Source organism: Rhodoblastus acidophilus (genome assembly GCF_025961575.1).
In the GTDB taxonomy this organism is placed as follows: Bacteria; Pseudomonadota; Alphaproteobacteria; order Rhizobiales; family Beijerinckiaceae; genus Rhodoblastus; species Rhodoblastus acidophilus_C.
Map to the genome: position 1 here is coordinate 35,851 of NZ_JAOQNX010000019.1, position 19,818 is coordinate 55,668.

Genomic DNA, 19,818 nt, shown 5'->3' on the forward strand with positions numbered 1-19,818 from the left:
TAACGCCAGAGTGTGACAATCCGCTAAATCCCACGCTCGCGCGCGCCGAAGCTCAGGCGCAGCGTCAAGGGCCGGCCGGCGATCGCGCCGCCCAGGGACTCGGTGATGCGCAAGGGCAGGCAGCGGTTGAGCTGCGCCGCGAAGGCGTCGAGCGCCATCTGCTTGTCGGCTTCTCCCGCCGGCAGCCGCGAGAATGTAATGTGCGGCCGGCCGATGGGAGCGCCATCGCGCCGCAGGCTGAACCGCAATGTGATCTCGCCCGTCAGAGCCGTCCCGGCCCCCGCCGCGGCCGGCTGCGCCAGGCAGGCGCGGAGCTGCTCGCCCAGCGCGCGCAGCGTCCCGGCCGGCTCGGCGGATGCGGGCCCATTCAAGCAAAGCAAAGCGAGCGACACGGCGACGCGCATCAGCGGCGGTTTCCATTCCGACCTTCAAGCCGGCAGTAAAGGCCTGAAACGCGCGCGCTGCAAGGGCCTGGCACAGGCCCTCGCGGTCTAATCTTTCAGCTCCCGCGGCGTGACGAAGCCCGTCAGTTTTCCGCAGCCCAGCTCCAATCGCGTCCAGGGGCGGTCCACCTCGAATTGCGCGAGCGCCCCGGTTGGATAGCTCTCCGCCATGCGGCGGGCCGGTTCGTCGCCGCGAGTCGCGCAAAGCAGCAGCGCGAAATCGTGAAGTCCGGGATTGTGGCCAATCACCAGCAGGCGCTCGGCTTGCTCTGGCGCTGCGCGGAGAATGTCCAGAATCGCATCCGGCGCGGCGTGGTACAGCGCCGGCAGGGTTTCCGCCGGCGCGTCCAGCTCAAGAGCCGCCAGCGTCTCCTGTGCGCGCTTGGCGCTGGAGACCAGGATGGCGTCGAATCGGATCGACCGCGCCTTGAAGAATTTGCGCAAGAGCGCGCCGGCCTTGCGCCCGCGCTTGGCCAGCGGGCGATCGTGGTCGGAGAGATCCGGCTCGTCCCACGACGATTTGGCGTGGCGGAGCAAATAGAGCTGTCGGGTCATGGCGCGCCCATTATGCGCCATGGCCCCAGCAAGGGGAACCGCGCCAAAAATTCCACTTTCCCGCCGCAACTTGCGCGTGGGCAACGTTCGCTGCGACCGTCTGCCGCATCACAGGCGGCATGAACGCCGCCACCACCCAAACCGCCGACGCGCCCGCCGAATGGGGGCCGCTGTCCGCCCTGCCCGGCCACCCGCTGATGTGGGTGCTGATCGCCTCGGAACTCGCCGTGTTCGGCCTCGCCCTGCTCGGCTATGCCGGCGCGCGCGCACAAAACCCGCTGGCCTTCGCGCTGGAGCAGGATTCGCTGAACCGACTCGCCGGCGTCGCCAATACGGCGCTTTTGCTCACCAGCGGCTATTTCGCCGCGCGCGCCAACCAGGCCGCGCATGCGGGAGACGCCACCCGAACCCGCTTGTGGCTCGCGGCCGCCAGCGCGCTCGGCCTCGGCTTTTTGGTCGTCAAGGGTTTTGAGTACGCCGGCGAATTTGCGGCCGGGCACGACATCGACTCCTCGCCCTTCTTTACTCTCTACTTCCTGGTGACCGGCTTTCACGCCCTGCATGTCGTGCTCGGCCTGATCATTCTCGGCATCGTCGGCCGCCTCGCCACCAAAACCGCCGTCGAGACCGGAACCGCCTTCTGGCACATGGTCGACCTGATCTGGCTGGTGGTCTTCCCCGTCTTCTACCTGATGCGGTGAGCCATGAGCGTGACAACTTCCCGCCTCACCCGAGCCTTTATCCTATTGATAACGCTCTCTTTAGTGCTCGCCGTCGCGGCGGATGCGCATGCGAGCGCCTTCTGGCTCGTCGTGGTCGTCCTCGCCGCCGCGCTGAAAACCCGCATCGTGCTCGCCCGCTATCTCGGCCTCGACGCCGCGCCTGCGGCTCTGACCGGCTTCTTCGCCGTGACCTTTCTCGTGCTGGCCCTGGTCGCCGGTTCGATCCTCGTCTTTCCGACGCCGCAACAGCCGCTGCGCGCGGAAAACCACAGCTCGTCGCAACATTAGGAGCACCGGGAGCAAATGAATGAGTGAAGTCCTGACCAAATCAACAGCCCGAAATATTTTTTATGGCGGGTCCCTGTTCTTCTTCGTGATTTTTGTCGGACTGACGGCGCACAGCCGCCATTACATTCTGACAAAAGGCACGGATAACGCGGGGCTGACGGAATCCGTCGAGCGCGGCAAGCGCGTCTGGGAGCGCAACGCCTGCTTCGACTGCCACACGCTGCACGGCGAAGGCGCCCGTTTCGCGCCAGAGGTCGGCGACGTGTTCCGCCGCTGGGGCGGCGAGAAGGACCCGGCCGGCGCGCATCAGATGATCAAGGACTGGATGAAGGCCCAGCCCTCGGGCGCGCAGGGTCGCCGCCAGATGCCGCAATTCAATCTGACCGAAGCCCAGCTCGACGATCTCGCCGACTACCTCGCCTGGGTTTCCCGCACCAACACGCAGGGGTGGCCGCCGCGCCCCAAGGCCAACTGAATCAGGAGGGTATTGATGCAATATCAGACACAGAATATAGCCAAGACCTATTGGCTAGGGGCATTATTGATCTTCGCCGTACAAGTCTCGTTCGGCCTGGTCGGCGGCCTCATCTACATCGCGCCCAATCTGCTGCCGGTTGAATATTTCCCGTTCAACATGGTGCGCATGATCCACACCAACGCCCTGATCGTCTGGCTGCTGCTGGGCTTCTTCGGCGCCGCCTATTATCTCATTCCGGAGGAATCCGAGCGTGAGATCTGGTCGCCCAAGCTGGCCTATGTCCAGTTTGCGATCTTCTTCCTCGGCGGCCTCTCGGCTGTTGTCGGCTACCTCTTCCACATCTATGCGGACAACGCCCGCTCCTATCTGGAGCAGCCGGTGTGGATCAAGCTCGGCATCATCGTCGCGGCGCTGATCTTCCTGCTCAACATCAGCATGACCGTGCTGCAGGGCCGCAAGACCGCGATCACCAACGTCCTGCTGCTGGGCCTGTGGGGTATCGCGATCTTCTTCCTGTTCTCGCTCTACAATCCCGCCAACACCTCCGAAGACAAGATGTTCTGGTGGTATGTCGTCCATCTCTGGGTGGAAGGCACGTGGGAACTGGTGATGGCCTCGGTTCTGGCCTTCCTGATGCTGAAGATCACCGGCGTCGATCGTGAAGTCATCGAAAAGTGGCTCTACATCATCATCGCCACCGCTTTGTTCTCCGGCATTCTGGGAACCGGCCACCACTATTACTGGATCGGCGCTCCCGGCTACTGGCAGTGGATCGGCTCGATCTTCTCCTCGCTCGAAGTCGTCCCGTTCTTCGGCATGATGATCTTCTGCTTCGCCATGGTGTGGAAGGGTCGCCGCGACCATCCGAACAAGGCCGCGATGATCTGGTCGCTGGGTTGCTCGGTGCTCGCCTTCTTCGGCGCTGGCGTGTGGGGCTTCCTGCACACGCTGCACGGCATCAACTTCTACACCCACGGCACGCAGGTGACGGCGGCTCACGGACATCTCGCCTTCTACGGCGCCTATGTCTGCCTGAACCTCGCCATCATGACCTACGCCTTCCCGTATCTGTTCAACCGCGCGCCCTACAACCAGGTCTTGAATATCGCCTCGTTCTGGATCACCAGCGCCGGCGTGGTGTTCATGACGGTGTCGCTCACCTTCGCGGGCGCTCTCGGCACGCACCTCGAGCGCGTGCAGGGCATGAGCTACATGGACGCGCAGGACCAGATCGGCCTGTTCTACCTGCTGCGCTTCGGCGGCGGCGTGGTGACGGTTTTGGGCGCCCTGCTGTTCATTTCCTCGCTGCTGCTGATGCCGCGCACGAAGACGGTCGTGACCGGCGCGATCCCTGCGGCTGCGGAATAACGAAATCGCCTCTCCCTGCGCCAGCAGGGGGAGCCCCTTCTCCCCTTGCGGGAGAAGGTGGCTCGCGCCCAAGGGCGCGAGACGGATGAGGGAGCGCCCGTCGCCAAGAACGAACCCCTCATCCGGCCCCTTCGGGGCCACCTTCTCCCGCAAGGGGAGAAGGGCGCCAACCACCGGCGCCCTTCTCTTCCCCAAACGGAGCAAATCCATGCATCTCGCCGCTGTCGCCGCACATCGCGAAATCCCGTTTTACCAGCCGCAGGGCCGCGAATGCGAAATCTTTGAAGCCGCCTTCCGCCGCCGCCTCCCCGTACTTCTCAAGGGCCCGACTGGTTGCGGCAAGACCCGCTTCGTCGCCCATATGGCGGCGAAACTGAACCTGACGCTGGACACCATCGCCTGCCACGACGATCTCGCCGCCGCCGACCTCACCGGCCGCTATCTCATCAAGAACGACGAGACAGTGTGGTGCGATGGCCCGCTGACCCGGGCGGTGCGTCGAGGTGGAATTTGCTACCTCGACGAAGTCGTGGAGGCGCGCAAGGACGTCACCGTCGTCCTGCATCCGCTCACCGACGACCGCCGCATCCTGCCGCTCGACCGCACCGGCGAAACCCTTCACGCGCCCGACGATTTCATGCTCGTGATCTCCTACAACCCCGGCTATCAGTCGGTGCTGAAGACGCTGAAACCGTCCACCCGCCAACGTTTCGTCGCCATTTCCTTCGACTATCCCAACGCCGAAGCCGAGACTGAGATCGTCGCCCGTGAGACGGGGCTGGCGTCGGGCCAGTGCGCGCAACTGGTGCGATTGGCTGGCCGTTTGCGTGCGCTAAAAGGCCAGGATCTTGAAGAAGGCGCGTCCACCCGCCTGCTGGTCGCCTGCGCTAGCCTAATGGCCGACGGCATGAAGCGCGAGGAAGCCATCGAGGCCGCGCTGATCGAACCGCTCACCGACGACATCGACGTCCGCGCCGGCTTGCGCGATCTGGTTCAGGTGACTTTGGGATAACGGACTGCTGAAGAAGCCGTGGACCGCCCCCGCCCTTCGAGACGCCCGCCAAGGCGGGCTCCTCAGGGTGAGGGCGACTCTGTTGATCCATTGATCCCCTCATCGCTTCAGGAGGCGAGCAACGCTCGCCGTCTCGAAGCACGAGGGGATCAACACACCCATTTTTCAGCAGCCTACCAAGGCGCTTTGGGGATGAAGCCATGTCGTTCTTCCGCGCACTGAAGGAATCGAAATTCTGGGAGCCGGAAGAGGCGGTCGGAACTTTTTGGGACCGAACCGTCGAAAAGCTCGACACCGAGCCGCGCTACCCCGAGGCCGCGATCGCCCTCGCTTCGGTGAAGGGCTCGCTCGGCGTGCTGTTTCGCGGCCTCGGCGGCGAAGCGGGCGTGGAGATCAAGGCGGGCGGCGACGAGACGTCTGAGCATCGGCGCTCCTGGCTCAGGCGGCTGGCGCGCGAGACCGAGCGGGTAAAATCGGCGCGGTTCGACGGCGCCACCCTGTTCCTGCCGGCCGAACTCGACGTATTCCCGCAGGCGGACCTCAACCGAAAACTCTATCTCTGGCTGGCTGCGCTGGCGGTGGTCTCGACCCCGCCGCGCGACCTTTTTGATGATCCGCTGCAACGCGATATCGTGCGCCTGCGCTGCGCCCATCGCGACAGCGAAAAGGCGGTCGCCACCTTCCCCGGTCTGCGCAAGACACGCGACGAGCTTTACGCCGCCACGCTTTCGGCGCGTGTGCAATTAATGGCGCCACCTCTGGAAACCGAACTGGAACAATGGATTCGCGCGCGGCTGGCGCAACAGCCGCTGCACATCGACACGCCCTTGCAGCGGGCGCTCGCCGGCGATTACGACGCCTTCGCCTCGCTCGCCGCCCCACCGAAATATCGCCCCTGTCGCCCGGTGCTGATGTGGGGCGAGCGCGCCGAAAAACCCGCGAGCGGCGGAGGCCGAAGCGAGGAAACGAACGAGCCCGGCGGCGGCGCCTCGGAAGGCTCGGAGGAAACAAAAAAAGCCAAGCGCCAGAAGGCCGACCAAACCGAGCGAAAAGATTCGCTGCTGCTCTATCGCTTCGAATCGCTGCTGTCGTTCGGCGACTTCATGAACCTCAATCGCCATGTCGAGGATGAGGACGAAGACAACGCCAAGAAGGCGGCGCAGGACGCCGAGCGGATTGACGTCTCGCAACATGGCAAGAAGCCGAAAACCCGCCTCAAGTTCGATCTCGACCTCGCGCCCGAGGACGGAGACCGGGAAAAATTCTCCGGAAAATTCGTCTATCCCGAATGGGATTGGAAAAAGGGGATTTTGGCGCCCGATCAGGCGCGCATCCTTGAAAACATCGCCGAGGAGGCGTCGCAAGGCCTGATGCTCGACGCCGGCGCGAAAAAGCGCATCAACGCCGCGAAAAAGCAGTTCGAGACGCTGCGGCCCAGGCGCCGCGTGCTGGGCCGGCAGATCGAGGGCAACGAACTCGACCTCGACGAAGTCGTTCGCGCCGTGAGCGACCGCCGCGCCGGCGGCGTATCCAGCGACCGGCTCTATCGCGACGCGCGCAACGACGAGCGCGATCTCGCCGTCGCCGTGCTGTTCGACGCCTCGCGCTCCACCGAGAGCGCCGTGCATGGCCGCGCAGTGATCGCGGTGGCGCGCGAGGCGCTCGTCGCTTTGGCGCGCGGCCTCGACGCCTGCGGCGACGACCTCGCCCTCTACGCCTTCTCCTCGCTCAAGCGCGAAAAGGTGTTTTTTGACATCTGCAAGGATTTCGACGAACCGTTCGGCCCCCGCGTCGACGCCCGCATCGCGGGGCTGAAACCCGGTTTCTACACCCGCATCGGCGCCGCGATACGCCACGCGTCAAAAAAGCTGTCGCAGCGCCCGAACGCCCGCAAACTGCTGCTGGTGATCAGCGACGGCAAGCCCAACGACCTCGACCATTATGAGGGCCGCTACGGCGTCGAGGACACCCGCCATGCGGTGCAGGAGGCGAGGCGGAGCGGGCAAAGCGTGTTCTGCGTGGCCATCGAAAGCCAGATGCGCGCCAGCCTCCCCCACCTGTTCGGCCCCGCGGGATTTTCCCTGGTGTCGCAGCCGGAAAAACTCAGCGTTGCCCTGCCCGCCATCTACCGGCATCTCGTGGGGTGAACCAACACGCGGCGCCACTATGCGAACTGCCGAGGATGGCCCCCGGCGGGCTGGCGTGGATGCCCGGCACAAGGCCGGGCATGACGTCTGTCAGTTGACCGACTAAACCCCGGCCTTCAGCGGCAGGTCGTCATGGCGGAGAATCTTTTTCGCCGCCGCGCCGCGCTGCGGAATACCCTTGTCGTCGTACCAGACAATGGCGCCGGTGGCGCAGCGGTCGATGAACTCGCGCTTGCCTTCGCCGATGCGGGCGATGTCGATCTCGACGAGATTGTCGCGCACGGTGAGCAGGCCGGGAGGCGCGTCGGCGACGCACTTGCCGCAGGCGGTGCAGGCCACTTCGCAAGCGGCCTCGGCGAGGTCGCCCTCAGCGCGGCTCTTGCACGCCACCCAAAGCTTGTCCTTGACCAGGGCCAGAGCGAACAAACCCTTGGGGCAAGCGGTGACGCAATCGTTGCAGGCGGTGCACTTTTCCTGGTCCACCACCGGCAAGCCGTGGTCGTCGAGCGTGATCGCGCCCTGCAAACAGACCGTGGCGCAATCGCCGAGGCCCAGACAGCCCCAGCCGCATTCCTTGCCGCCGCCGCTGACCACCGCCGCCGCGCGGCAGGTGGACAGGCCGACATATTTCGCGCGCAAAAAGGCGACGTGACGCCCTCCAGCGCAGGCGAGCCGCGCCACACGCTTGTCCACCGCGCCGGCTTCGACGCCGAGATAGTGGGCAATGGCGCCGATCTGCGCCGGGCTGCTCACGGTGCAGCGCGCCGCGACCACTTCGCCCAAAACCAGCTTTTCCGCGAAATCGCGGCAGCCGGCGAGACCGCAGGCGCCGCAATTGCTCTTGGGCAGCAGCCCGTCGACTTCCTCGATGCGCGGGTCCTCGTAGACGAACAGCTTTCGGTTCGCCAAGGCCAGCATCAGCGCCAGCAAACCGCCGAGCCCGGCCATGAAGACGCCGGCCATGCCGACGACGCCCAACTGCCCTAACTGCTCCACGAAACCATCCTCCTCAGGCGCTCAGCGCCGGCAGGCCCGGCGTCTGCCAACGCTGGCCGTTCTTTCCGATGAGAAGCGCATCCACGCCCGGCAGGGTCGCTGCCAACGCCAGCGAGCGCTCCGCGCCCAGCACCATGAAGGCGGTGGACAGGCCGTCGGCCTGCAAGGCGGTCGGCGCCAGCACCGACGTGCTCGCCAGCTCCAACGGCGAATGGCCGGTCTTCGGATCGAAAATGTGGTGGTTGACGAAATCGGGCGTGAACCAGGTCTCGTAGTCGCCCGAGGTCGCCAGCGCGCGCCCGTCCATGCCGAGCCGCGCCGTCAGCTTTTCGGCATCGCGCGGGTCCTGCACGCCGAGCACCCATGGCTTGTCGTTCTGCTTGCGGCCGAGCGTGTCGAACTCGCCCGCATCGATCAGCGCATGCTCGATCCCGTGGCGGCGCACCGCCAGCAGCGCGCGGTCGGCGGCATAGCCCTGCGCCACGCCGTTCAGCGTGAGCGCCATGCCGGGGCGACGCAGCCGCACGGCCTCGTCGGACACGTCGAGGTCGCGCCAGCCCACCAGGGCGTTGGCGTCGCGAACCGTCTCGGCGGACGGAAGCCCGCCTTGCGCCTTGGCCTGGGTGAACGCATCCCACAGCGGCTGCACGGTGACGTCGAAGCCGCCGCCGGTGCGGTCGGCCAAATCCTGCGAATAGCGAAGAACTTCGACAAAGCGGGGGTCGGGCGCCGAAAGCGCGCCGGCGCGGTTGAGCGCAACCACCTGGCTGTCGTCGCGATACAGGCTCATCACCTTGTCGACGCCCTGCACTTCCGCGAGGGCGTCCGCCAGCGCGGCTTTCGCGCGCGCCTCGTCGGTGTCCAGCACCAGCAGCGACACCTTTGTGCCGAGCGCACGGCCCGAGAGGCTAAAAGGCTTGAGTTCGCGGGCATGGGCGACGGAGGCCACGGCGCCAAATCCGGCGAGCGCGGCCACCGAGCCGAGGCCCAGCGACGACCAGATCATCTTGCGGCGGTTCAACATTCGAAAACTCCGGATTCCGGCTCAATACAAAACTTCGTGCCAGCGGCCCTGCGCCTTGAGCTGCGCGCAGCGCGCCTCCCAAGCCTCGGCGGACCCTACGACCTGCGCCATCGCCTTGTCCACCAGCGGCAACAAGGCTTCGGGCCCGGCAAGGAACACGTTTGTGCGCGCGTCCTGGACCATGGACCAGACCTCGCCGGCATGAGCGACGAGAGCAAGATCCAGCGCCGGCGGCGCGTCGAAGGCGGGACGCGGGCTCACGGAGGCGAAGGCCTTGAAGGTCGGCTGATCGTAATACAGCCCGAAATCGTCGTTTTCCTTGTTCTGGTAGAGCATTTCCAGGCCGCTGCGCGCGCCGTGGAACAGCATCACCGGGCCCTTCCAGCCGCCCAACTCGTCGTAGATGCGGCGCACGAGGCCGCGGAACGGGGCGACGCCGGTGCCCATGCCGATCATCAGCAACGGCGCCTCGCGGTCTTCCGGAATCGGGAAGGGATGGCCGATCGGTCCCGTGAACTCGATCTCCCCGCCGAGCGGCAGGTTGCACAAATGGTTGGAGGCCACGCCGTCGTAGCGCTCACCATTGAATTCGTCGATCACATGGCAGCGGCGCACCAACAGATTGAGGCCGATGCGTCCGCCCAGCGCCGGCTCCAGATCGGCGATGGAATAGAGGCGCTCGTGATAGCGCTGGCCGAACTGGCCGGGCGCGCGCACCCGCAGGCATTGGCCGACGCGACCATTAAAAGAGTCGTCGATGGCGAAGCGCAGGCGGCGCACGTCTTCGCGCGATTCCGGCGCGGTGATGCGGTCGTTGGACACCAGCGTCGCGCGCCAGAGCCGGGAGTCCTCGGCCGAGGTGGAGAGGGTCATGGACGGCTCCTGAATTCAGTTCGCAAGAGGTTTGATTTCGACGGCGGCGCCGGGCTTGCAGGAGGTGTTCGAACACCCTTCGCAGCCCTCGGGCTTTTTCGCCACCGGCTTTTCGGCCAGCGGCGAGGGCGCATGGCCGACGCCGCCGCAGCCGCCGCCGACCAAGCGCAGCGGGCCCGCCTCGGGATGCAGCTCCGCGACGTGGCGCGCCATGCGCTGCACCTGGATCCAGCCCAGCAGCAGCGCCAGCAGCAGAGTCGCGGCGGCGGTCACCTGGATCAGCATGTCAGCCCCCCAGTCCCGCAAAGCCCATGAAGGCCAGCGACAGCACGCCCGCCAGCATCAGCACCAGCACGGTGCCCTGAACCGCCTCGGGCACGTCGGCGAGTTCGACGCGCTCGCGCACGCTGGCGAGCAACGTCAGGGCCAGAGTGAAGCCGACGCCGCCGCCGATGGCGAAGGTGAGCGATTGCATGAAGTCATAGTCGCGCGCCGTCTGGAACAGGGCGACGCCAAGCACGGCGCAATTGGTGGTGATCAGCGGCAGATAGATGCCAAGCGCCCTAAACAGCGGCGGGTAGTGCTTTTTGACATACATTTCAACGAGCTGCACCGCCGAGGCGATCACCACGATGTAGCAGATCAGCCGCAGGAACTCCAAATGCGCCAACCCCAGCACCCAGTTCAGCAGATAGGCGCTGAGCGAGGCGATGATGATGACGAATGTGGTGGCGAGACCCAGCGGGAACGCCACGGCGACGCTGTGGGTGACGCCGAGAAACGGACACATGCCCAGAAACATCGCCAGGACGAAATTGCCCGACAGGATGGTTGTCAGAAGGATCTGGGCGAGGGACTCACGCGCCATGACAGGCTCCCGAAGTTTTCAAGGCGTCGGCCTCGGCGGATTGAGCGTCAGCCTTCATCTGCGCGCGGCGGCGCAGGATGGAGAACAGCAGCAGCCAGCCGGCCATGACGAAGAACCCGCCCGGCGGCAGCACCATGACCACCCAGGGCTGGAAATGCTCGCCGAACAGCGGAATGCCGAAGAAGGCGCCCGCGCCCAGGATTTCGCGCACGCCGCCGATCATCACCAGGCTGAGGGTGAAGCCCAGCCCCATGCCGATGGCGTTCATCGTCGCCGCGACGGGCGGAGTGCGCGCCGCATGGGCCTCGGCGCGGCCGAGCACCAGGCAGTTCGCCACGATCAGCTGGATATAGGCGCCCAGCGCCTCATAGAGATCGAGGCTGATCGCCTGGATGGCGTAATCGGTGACAGTGACGAAGGTGGCGATGATCACGATATAGGTGGCGATGCGCACCTCCTTCGGGATCATCTTGCGCATGACCGAGACCAGGAAGCAGGACGCCGCCAGCACGAAGGTGGTCGCTATGCCCATCGACAGCGAATTGATCGCGGAGACGGTGACGGCCAGCGTCGGGCACATGCCGAGCACCATGACGAACACCGGATTGCGCTTCCACAGACCTTCGGTGAACTCCTCCCAGGTGCTGGGCGGCGCCATCAGGGACGAAAAGGACTCGCTCATGGCTTCTCCAATCGGTCGATTTTGGGAACGAGGCGCGGCAGCAGCACTTGCGCCGCCTCATTAATGCCCTTGCCCACGGCGCGGGACGTGATGGTGGTGCCGGAGATCGCGTCGATCTGCCAGGGTTGGCTCTTGGTGCCGTGCTTGACCACCTTGACCTCATTGGCGAGCGAGGTGAGGTCCTCGTTCAGCTGCACGTCGAGCGCCTTGAAATTGGCAAGAAAATCCTTGTCGGTGAGGATCTTGTCGCCGATGCCGGGGGTTTCGCGCATGGAGACCACGCCGATGCCGACGATGCACTGGCATTCCTTGCGGTAGCCGAACATCACGCGGACGATGTCGGCATAGCCCTTGGCCGCGCCTTCCGCCGCAATGCCGTCGAGCCGGCCCTTCTCGTCATAGGCCGCATAGAAGCGGATCGCGCCGGTCGGCGGATCGCCCTCGCCGGCGGGGACGATGTCGCCATTGGCGAGCGCCAGGAAGGGTTTGACCGTCTTGGCGTTCGGCAGCACCTTGACCACCGCGCGCTCGGAGGCGAGACGGCGGTTGTCCTTGGCGCGGTCGAGCGTCAGCAGATAGCTGGCGACGATGATCAGGCCGCAAACCGCCGAAACGACGCTCAGCGCGCGCAACAGGGTGAAGGTCGGCGTCGCATGCGCCAGCGCATCCGTCGGTTGCGGCTGCGAAGTGGTGTCCGGCGCGCTCACGCTTTCGTCTCCTTGGTGGGGGCTGTGCCGAAGGCCGGCGGCTGGGTGACGCGCTCGATCATTGGCGTCGCCGCATTGCCGATCAGGATCGCGTACATCACGCCTTCAGGCAGGCCGCCGGAATAGCGGATGATCACGGTCAGCGCGCCGATCAGCGCGCCATAGAGCCACATGCCCCGTGGCGTGACCGGCGAGGTCACCATGTCGGTGGCCATATAGACCGCGCCGAGCATCAGGCCGCCGGAGAACAGCACGAAGCCGGGCTCGGGGAAATGCTGCGGGTTGAGCGGATAGAGCGCGGCCGCGAGCAGCGCGGCGCTGCCCAAAACAGCGGCGGGAATGCGCCAGTCGAGATAGCCGCGCCACGCCAGATAGGCGCCGCAGGCCAGGATCAGCAGCGGCGACGGGCCGACCGCCAGATGGCCCGACAGCGAGGTCAACAGGTCCCAATTGCTGGCGAGCACGCCTTCGAATTTCCAGCGGGCCAGCGGCGTGGCGCTGCTGACGCCGTCGAGATGCGAGGCCGCCCAGGCGGTCGTATCCGCCGGGGTCATGAACGGCAGCGCGAGGCTCGACGGGATGAACTCGAAGAACCGGCCCGGCATGAAGGACGGGGTGTAGGTGGCGATGGCCGTGGGGAACGCCGCCTGGGCGAAGGCGCGCCCGACCAAAGCCGGGTTGAACAGATTGTGGCCGATACCGCCAAAGATCGCCTTGCCCAGGCCAATGGCGACGAAGCCGGCGACGGCGCCCATCCACAGCGGAAAGCCGGCGGGAAGGGTGAGCGCCAGCAAGATGCCGGTGATGGTCGCCGACCAGTCGCCGAGATCGCCGGACTGCCGGCCGAGCCGCAGGAAGAATTCTTCCGCCGCCAGACAGGCCGCGGTGACCACGACCAGCGAAGCCAGCGCGGAAATGCCGTATTGCCAGATGTAAAAGGCGCAGATCGGCAGCAACGACCACACGACATTGCGCATGATCTTGACCACCCCAGAGTCAGCCTTGATGTGGGGCGCGGACCGGATTTCGACGCTCATGCCGCCTTCTCCGGCTTGCCGCGCAACACCTGTTTGGCGACGCGGAACTGCTGCACCAGCGGAATGTTGGCGGGGCAGACATAGGAGCAGGTGCCGCACTCGAAACAGGCGCCGAGCCTGTAATTGTCGGCCATGGTGTCATACTGACGCTTGGCCGCGAGCATGCCGAGCGTGGACGGATTCAATCCCATCGGGCAACTTTCAACGCACTTGCCGCACTTGATGCACGGGAAACTCTTTTTCGATGGCGGAGCCTCGAGGTCGCGGGCGCGGAACACCAGAATGCCCGAGACGCCCTTGGTGATCGGCGCGTCGAGGCAGGCGACCGCCTGGCCCATCATCGGGCCGCCGAAAATCACCTCGACGCCCGCTTCCGGCGCGCCGACATAGTCGAGCAGGAAGCGCAGCGGCGTTCCCATAGGCACCAGATAATTGCCGGGGCGCGTGACCGCATTGCCCGCCACGGTGATGACGCGCTCAATAAAACCGCGTCCGCGCGGAGCGAGCGCGCCCATATAGGCGAGCGTCGCGACATTCTGCACATAGGCGCCGACCGAATAGGAGCGCGCGTCCGGCGGCACCTCGCGGTTCAGCAGGGTCTTGATCAGCATTTCGCCGGCGCCCTGCGGATATTTGGTCGGCACGGATTCCACCGTGACTTCGCCGCCGGGCGGCAGCGCGGCGCGCAAAGCCTCGACAGCGTCGGGCTTGTTGTCCTCGACCCCGATAATGGCGCGCGGATTTTTCAACAGGCGCCGCGACATGGCGATGCCCTTCATAATGTCCTTGGCGCGCTCGACCATGATGCGATGGTCGCTGGTCAGATACGGCTCGCATTCGCAGCCGTTGACGACGAGCATATCCACCGGAAACTCTTTCGGCACCCGCAGCTTGGCGTGGGTGGGGAACACGCCGCCGCCCAGACCGACAATGCCGGTGCGCTGCACCGCCGCGATCAGTCCGGCGTCATCGACCTGATCGAGGTCCACCGGCTCCTCCCACTCGACGCTCTGCGGCGAGCCGGGGAGCGCGCGGATGATCACCGATTCCGTCCACAGCCCGCCAGAAGTCGGGTTGAGACGGATCGCCTCGACCACGCCGCTGACCGGCGCATGATGCGGCACCGAGACGAACCCGTCGGCTTGCGCCAGCGGTTGGCCGCGCACCACCTCCTGGCCGACCTTGACGATCGGCTTGGCGGGGCGCCCGACGTTCTGCGACAGCGGCACGATCAGGCGCGGCGCGAAAGGCACGCGCGTGATCGGCATGGCCGCCGTGCCCTTGTGCTCGGGCGGATGGATGCCTCGGGCGAAGGCCTCGCCGCGAAGGAAGGTGAAAAGTTTCATCGAGGCCTCAATTGAACTTTTTCGCGCGGGCGATCAGTTTTTCGAGATTTTTCTCGCCGGCGTCCCAGGGCGTGCCGGGATGCACGCAGCCCGCGGCGCAACGCTCGGCGCTCTTGACGATATCGGCGTATTTCGCCCCCTTCGGGTTGGTCACGACCGCGAGCTTCGCGTCGTTATAGGCGAACACGCCGGGCGCCTGATCCATGCATTCGCCGCAGGCGGTGCATTCGGGCGTATCGACATAGACGGGCTCGTAGTCCGGCAGGCCCTTGGCGGCAGGCGCGGCGGCGGGGGCCTCCGCGACCGGAGCCGCCGCCGGAGCCGGAGCGGGCGCAGGGGCCGGAGCCGGCGCCGCCAAAGCGGGGACCGCCGCGGGCGCAGGAACCGCAGGAGCCGGCGCCGCGGGAGCCGGAGCCGAGGCGCCGAGGCTGACGCCCAAAGCGGCGCTGATGCTGGCGTTGAGGCGCTTGGTCAGGTCGTTGCGGACGCGATCGGCCACAGCGGCCTCGTCGAACGGCGGCTTGCCCACGACATCCTTGAGCTGGCGCCAGAACTGCAACCGCTCTTCGCTCGCCTTGACCAGCTCCTGCGCGACGATCAGGCGCATCAGACGGCCCTTGGGGTCGGTCGCCCAGATATAGGGGAACAGACCTTCGCGCTCGTCGGCGGGCAGCGAGATCAGCTCGGCCAGCGGAACCATGGAATCGTTCCAGGTTTCCGGCGGCGCCTTGCGGAAATGCTTGGCGAAGCGCGCTTCCGTCGCCGCGAAATCGGCGAAGGTCACATGGGTGTGCATTTTGCCCTTGGCGCCGGACTCGTCGATATATTTCAGCACATAGGACGGCCAGTCGGAATCGACGGACGGGTTGCCCTTGAGGCTGACGGCGGAGGAGAAGGTCTCGCCCGCGTCGGGATCGTAGCGGAACAGCGGATAGGCGCGGCTTTCCACCGCCAGCTTGCTCTGCGCGATGCTGCGATCGTCGCCCACGCCATGTTCGGGCGGGCACACGGCATAGATGTTGAACAGGGCCGGACGGCGCGAGTTCAAACCGTCGATATAGCCTTCGAGCAGATGGGTGACATGGGCGATCGTGCTCTGCAGCACGAAGGAGGAGCGGTGCGCCATGGCGATCAAGCTGATCTCCTTGCGGATTTCGCTCTTGCCATGCTGGGCCGCGCCATAGGGCGCCATATCCGACACCTGGCCGATGAAGCCCGACGTACAGGCTTGACCGCCGGTGTTGGAATAGACCTGCGTGTCGACGACCAGGACCTTGATCGGCTTGCCGGCCATCATCATGCGCGACAGGTTTTGGAAGCCGATGTCATACATGGCGCCGTCGCCGCCCAGGCTGACGACCGGCGGGCACAAATGCCATTCCTCGTCGGTGAACTGCTCGTAATTGAAGCGGTTGAAGAAGTCGCGGTCGCGCTCTTCGACATACTGGCCTTTGAGCTCCAGTTCCGCCTGACGAACGGCCTTGAACCCTTCGGCCATCTTGGCCATGTGGCCCTCGAACAGGCCCATGGCGACCGACGGCGAGTCCTGGAACAGGTGCGAGGTCCAGGGGAAGGGATAGGGGTGGTAGGGATAGGTCGAGCCCCACACCGAGGTGCAGCCGGTGGAATTGACCATGCCCATCGAGGCGCGGCCGCGCTGGGTCGGCCCCTCGACATAGCGCCAGCGCAAATCCTTCAAGGCTTCCAGCAGTTTCGCGGCGCGCTTGACCCAGGCCGGGTCGAGCGGACGCGACGGCTTGCCGTCATTCAGCTTGTCGGCGAGCGTCGACAGGGTGAGGTCATGCGGCGCGGCCGAGTCCACCGCGCGCACCACGGCGCCGGTGTCCGACAAATCCACAGCCTGCGCCAATTCCAGCCGCATATGCTGTTCGAGATCGGTGATCAGCTTGTCCAGCTTGCCGATGAACGCCTTCACGCGGGGCTGCATCAGCGCTTCGACAGTGGAGGTGAACAGGTGGATCGCCGTCTTTTCGCCGCAGCCCAGGCAGGCGCCATCGCCGCAGGTCATGGCGTTGTAGTTGGCCTTGTCGAGCAGCAGGGTTTCGAGCGCGCCGACCTTTTCGTCGAGGTTTTCGATGCGGCTGAATTCCGCGCCGGTCGAGGGCAAGTCGAGCCAGAAATTCCAGTCGCGACGCAGGCTTTCGACGGACTCCTCGGTCTGGGTCTCCATCTTCAACGCGCCGTCGCCGCAGACGTCGACGCAGAGGCCGCAGGCCTTACAGGTCAGCGGATTGATGGTGATCGAGAACAGGCCGCCGGTCCCCGGCGCCTTCTTCTCGCGCTGGCGCCAATAGAGCGTCGGCGCGGCGAAATCGAACGAGCCGAGTTCGACCTTGAGCAGTTCGAATTCAGCCTCGATCGCGGCGCGCTCCTCCAGCGGAGCCTCGTCCAACACCTGGTCGAGCGCCTTGTCGATCAGCGGACGCACCGCGACATTGCCATTCGGGCCGATCAGGCCGCGCAGCTTGCGCTCGGCGGCGCGCGCCGAGCGGCGCAGATATTTGGTCGGCGTGCCCGAGCGCTCGACGCGGTCAAGCGCGGTGGCGAACACTTCGCTGACGCTGTTGACCAGGCCGGGAATCGCGCTGTCCGGACAGACCGTATAGCACTTGGCGCAGGCCGAACATTTGGAGGCGTCCCAGACCGGATGCTCGAAGCGAATGCCGGTCATGTCGCGGAAAATGCCCGAGGACGCCGGAATCAGCGACGCGCCGATGAAGGGGTCGAGCAGATTGTCGCTGCCCTTGCCGGTGGCGTAGAAATGGCCGGTCTGCTCCCAGAAACGGTGCATGTCGGCGACCGGAGCCAAGCTGCTGTCGCCTGCGGGGCAGCTCTTCAGCATGATCGGCAGATTGCCGCCCTTGGCCGCAATGGCGGGGACCGCGCCCACGGGCTTGTGGGTGATCTCGTGGATTTCGGTATAGCCGCGCTTCACCACGGTGAGGTTGTTGGCCACCACGCGCGCGCCCTTGGAGCCGAACTTGGCCTCAAGCTGCCTTTCAATCGCGGCGAACAGCGTCTCTTCGCTGAGGCCCGCGTTCTCCTGCACGCTCGACGCGTGGAAGAACGCGCCCTGGAAGGCGTTGCCCTGCATGCGCAGCTGCAATTCGGCGCTGCCGGCCTCTTCGCGGGCGATCTTGAAGGCGTCGAGATAGAAGACGCGCAGCTCGTTGTCGACGATCTGCTGCTGCGCCCAACGCGGGAACGAGGCCCAAGTGTCCTCGCCCAGATTGCTCTGGATGATGAACACGCCGCCCTTCTTCAGGCCGGACAGCGGGTTGGAATGACCGAACACCGCCGGATCGGGCGACAGCACGACGTCGACATAGACATATTCGGAATTGACCCGGATCGGCTCCGGCGCCGCCGACAGATAATAAGTGGTCGGCTGGCCCTTCTTTTCCGAACCATATTTGGGATTGGCCTTGATCTCCCATCCGAGCAGTTCGAACAGGGTCATGGCGAGGTTCTTGCCGGTGGTGATCGCGCCCCAGCCGCCGATCGAATGCATGCGGACGGTGATCGCGCCCTTCGGCATCAGATTGGGGTTCTCGCTACCGCGCACCACCATTTTCGTCGCGCTCGGATAGGCGCTCTGGAAGGTCTGCTGGTGCAGCTCGTCCTTGGGATGGCCGGGCTCGCGCGCCACATCCACCGACAGATAATAGAAGGAGCGTTTGGAGCCGGTCGGCAGCATGTTTTCGACTGCGCCGATCAGGCCCTCCGGCTGGAGGTCGCGCGACCCCAGGCCATAGCAGCCCGAATAGAGGCGCGGCATTTCATGCGCGGCCAGCGCGGGATAACCGGGATGCGAGGGCGCGATGGAGCTGTTGGCGTCAAAGCCGTTTTCCAGCGCCTTGTGCAGCGCGGCGCGGACTTCGCGCATCAACGGCAAGTCTTCGGCCAGCGGCTGGTCGGTGCGCTCCAGCACGGCGACGCCCTTCTTGCCGCGCAGGATTTTTGACACGAGATCGCCGGGGAACGGACGGAACATGGTGAGGTTGACCACGCCGACCTTGAGCTTGCGGGTTTCTCGCAGATAGTCGGCGACGGCCTCGGCCTGCACCACCATGCTGCCCATGCCGAAGATAATGTAGTCGGCGTCGTCGGTCTTGTAGCCGCTCACCCGCCCATATTTGCGGCCGGTCAGCTCCTCGAACTCCGCCATGCAGCGGTCGGCGAGCGGCTGCACCTCGTCGAAGAAATAAGGACGCTGCGCGGCGACCGCCTGCATATAGGCGTCCTGATTCTGCACCGAGCCCGAGGCCATGGGCACGTCCACGTCCCAGATGGCGGGCACGCGACGGCGCTTCGGGCCATAGAGCATGGCCTGCGCCTGAGTCGGCGTGTCGATGAAATCGTCGGGCTTACCGAGATATTCGGCGACGAGTTCGCGCTCAGGCAGGGTCACCGATTCGATCAGATGGGTGGTCAAAAAGCCGTCCTGACCGACGATGGCCGGGGTCAGCGACAGTTCCGCCAGCTTGCGCGCGATCAAGTTGAGATCGGCGGCTTCCGTAGCGCTCTTGGCCATCACCTGGATGAAGCCGGTGTCGTCGACGCAATGGTAATCGTCATGGCCGGCATGGACATTGAGGCTCGCCTTGGTGATGGCGCGGCAACCCATGTTCAGCACGTAGGGCAGACGCTTGCCCACGGTGGCGTAGAGGCTCTCGTGCATGAAGGCGATGCCCTGCCCCGACGAGAAATTGGTGGCGCGCAGGCCGGTCATTGCCATACCGGCGGTCACCGCGGCGGCGGCGTGCTCGCTCTCCGGCTCGACGAAGATCAGGGGACGGTCGCTGACGTTGAGATGGCCGCTCGCGGCTTCCTCGGCCCAATATTCGCCCATTTGCGTGGAGGGCGTGATCGGATAGGCGCCGGCGGCGTCGGAGGCTTCGCGCTCGACATGGATGATCGCGGTGTTTCCATCCACGGCGTCACGGACACCCGGGTATTTCACCGCCTTCACCTCGGGAGCGGGGCTGGCGCCGGTCAGAGAGTCCATAATCTTCTTCAGCATCATCTCAAGTCCTCGACGCGCGCACGCCACGCGGTTGATTTTTTACTATTCACAGTTTGACCGAATTCATCTGCGACATAAGGGCGCACTACGGAATAGGCGCAGCCCGGGCCGTCAGGACGTACCGGTAGTGAAGAGCCAAGCTTTGAGTCAAGTTCGCCGAATTGACGCCCCGGCGCCATGACGACGATCAATTTTCCGGTTAACTTTAGCTTTATCGATGGGGCT

At 65.3% G+C, this 19,818-nt stretch carries 18 protein-coding genes; 6 read left to right on the forward strand and 12 right to left on the reverse strand.

Annotated elements, in window-relative coordinates; genetic code table 11:
* Positions 1-23 precede the first annotated feature (23 nt).
* Positions 24-404 carry a hypothetical protein gene (locus M2320_RS14175; protein WP_264597842.1) on the reverse strand — a complete coding sequence of 127 codons (381 nt, stop codon included), beginning with the start codon at positions 402-404 and terminating at the stop codon, positions 24-26.
* An 87-nt stretch (positions 405-491) separates the two neighbouring features.
* Positions 492-998, reverse strand: coding sequence for a SixA phosphatase family protein (locus M2320_RS14180; protein WP_264597843.1), 507 nt, complete (start codon positions 996-998; stop codon positions 492-494).
* A 119-nt stretch (positions 999-1,117) separates the two neighbouring features.
* On the opposite strand from M2320_RS14180, the gene M2320_RS14185 reads away from it, so the two are divergent.
* The 6 genes from M2320_RS14185 (at position 1,118) to M2320_RS14210 (ending at position 7,013) form a co-directional block, all read left to right on the forward strand.
* The gene (locus tag M2320_RS14185) at positions 1,118-1,699 is read left to right on the forward strand and encodes a cytochrome c oxidase subunit 3 (protein WP_264597844.1); all 582 of its coding nucleotides are present in this window, start codon (positions 1,118-1,120) and stop codon (positions 1,697-1,699) included.
* A gap of 63 nt (positions 1,700-1,762) precedes the next feature.
* The gene (locus tag M2320_RS14190) at positions 1,763-2,008 is read left to right on the forward strand and encodes a hypothetical protein (protein ID WP_264597845.1); all 246 of its coding nucleotides are present in this window, start codon (positions 1,763-1,765) and stop codon (positions 2,006-2,008) included.
* A gap of 19 nt (positions 2,009-2,027) precedes the next feature.
* Entirely contained in the window at positions 2,028-2,483 is a 456-nt protein-coding gene (locus tag M2320_RS14195) for a c-type cytochrome (protein ID WP_184427579.1), read from the forward strand.
* A gap of 15 nt (positions 2,484-2,498) precedes the next feature.
* The gene (locus M2320_RS14200) at positions 2,499-3,854 is read left to right on the forward strand and encodes a cbb3-type cytochrome c oxidase subunit I (RefSeq protein WP_264597846.1); all 1,356 of its coding nucleotides are present in this window, start codon (positions 2,499-2,501) and stop codon (positions 3,852-3,854) included.
* Between the two features lie 208 nt (positions 3,855-4,062).
* Positions 4,063-4,866: a CbbQ/NirQ/NorQ/GpvN family protein gene (locus M2320_RS14205; RefSeq protein WP_264597847.1), complete on the forward strand. Its 804-nt coding sequence runs from the start codon at positions 4,063-4,065 to the stop codon at positions 4,864-4,866.
* Between the two features lie 200 nt (positions 4,867-5,066).
* A complete protein-coding gene (locus tag M2320_RS14210) occupies positions 5,067-7,013 on the forward strand; it encodes a nitric oxide reductase activation protein NorD (protein ID WP_264597848.1) in 1,947 nt (648 codons plus the stop codon).
* 102 nt (positions 7,014-7,115) lie between these two features.
* On the opposite strand, the gene M2320_RS14215 is transcribed toward M2320_RS14210, so the two are convergent.
* From M2320_RS14215 to M2320_RS14260, 10 genes are read right to left on the reverse strand one after another with little or no spacing between them, the layout of a single operon-like run.
* Positions 7,116-8,009 (reverse strand): (Fe-S)-binding protein, encoded by an 894-nt coding sequence (locus M2320_RS14215; protein WP_210304460.1) that lies wholly within the window; start codon positions 8,007-8,009, stop codon positions 7,116-7,118.
* Between the two features lie 13 nt (positions 8,010-8,022).
* Positions 8,023-9,033 (reverse strand): FAD:protein FMN transferase, encoded by a 1,011-nt coding sequence (locus M2320_RS14220; RefSeq protein ID WP_264597849.1) that lies wholly within the window; start codon positions 9,031-9,033, stop codon positions 8,023-8,025.
* 21 nt (positions 9,034-9,054) lie between these two features.
* Positions 9,055-9,906, reverse strand: coding sequence for an FAD-binding oxidoreductase (locus M2320_RS14225; protein ID WP_264597850.1), 852 nt, complete (start codon positions 9,904-9,906; stop codon positions 9,055-9,057).
* Between the two features lie 15 nt (positions 9,907-9,921).
* Positions 9,922-10,191: a hypothetical protein gene (locus M2320_RS14230; RefSeq protein ID WP_264597851.1), complete on the reverse strand. Its 270-nt coding sequence runs from the start codon at positions 10,189-10,191 to the stop codon at positions 9,922-9,924.
* A 1-nt stretch (position 10,192) separates the two neighbouring features.
* Positions 10,193-10,774: an electron transport complex protein RnfA gene (locus tag M2320_RS14235; RefSeq protein WP_184427573.1), complete on the reverse strand. Its 582-nt coding sequence runs from the start codon at positions 10,772-10,774 to the stop codon at positions 10,193-10,195.
* On the reverse strand, positions 10,764-11,456 hold the full coding sequence (gene rsxE / locus M2320_RS14240) for an electron transport complex subunit RsxE (RefSeq protein WP_184427572.1): 693 nt from the start codon (positions 11,454-11,456) through the stop codon (positions 10,764-10,766). Before rsxE ends, M2320_RS14235 begins: the two co-directional genes overlap by 11 nt.
* A complete protein-coding gene (locus tag M2320_RS14245; RefSeq protein ID WP_210304459.1) occupies positions 11,453-12,163 on the reverse strand; it encodes an FMN-binding protein in 711 nt (236 codons plus the stop codon). Before M2320_RS14245 ends, rsxE begins: the two co-directional genes overlap by 4 nt.
* Positions 12,160-13,200, reverse strand: a complete 1,041-nt coding sequence (locus M2320_RS14250) for an RnfABCDGE type electron transport complex subunit D (RefSeq protein WP_184427571.1) — start codon at positions 13,198-13,200, stop codon at positions 12,160-12,162. Before M2320_RS14250 ends, M2320_RS14245 begins: the two co-directional genes overlap by 4 nt.
* Entirely contained in the window at positions 13,197-14,546 is a 1,350-nt protein-coding gene (gene rsxC, locus M2320_RS14255; protein ID WP_264597852.1) for an electron transport complex subunit RsxC, read from the reverse strand. The genes M2320_RS14250 and rsxC overlap by 4 nt, the downstream gene beginning before the upstream one ends.
* Positions 14,547-14,553: 7 nt before the next feature.
* The gene (locus tag M2320_RS14260; protein ID WP_264597853.1) at positions 14,554-19,590 is read right to left on the reverse strand and encodes a 2-oxoacid:acceptor oxidoreductase family protein; all 5,037 of its coding nucleotides are present in this window, start codon (positions 19,588-19,590) and stop codon (positions 14,554-14,556) included.
* Positions 19,591-19,818 lie beyond the last annotated feature (228 nt).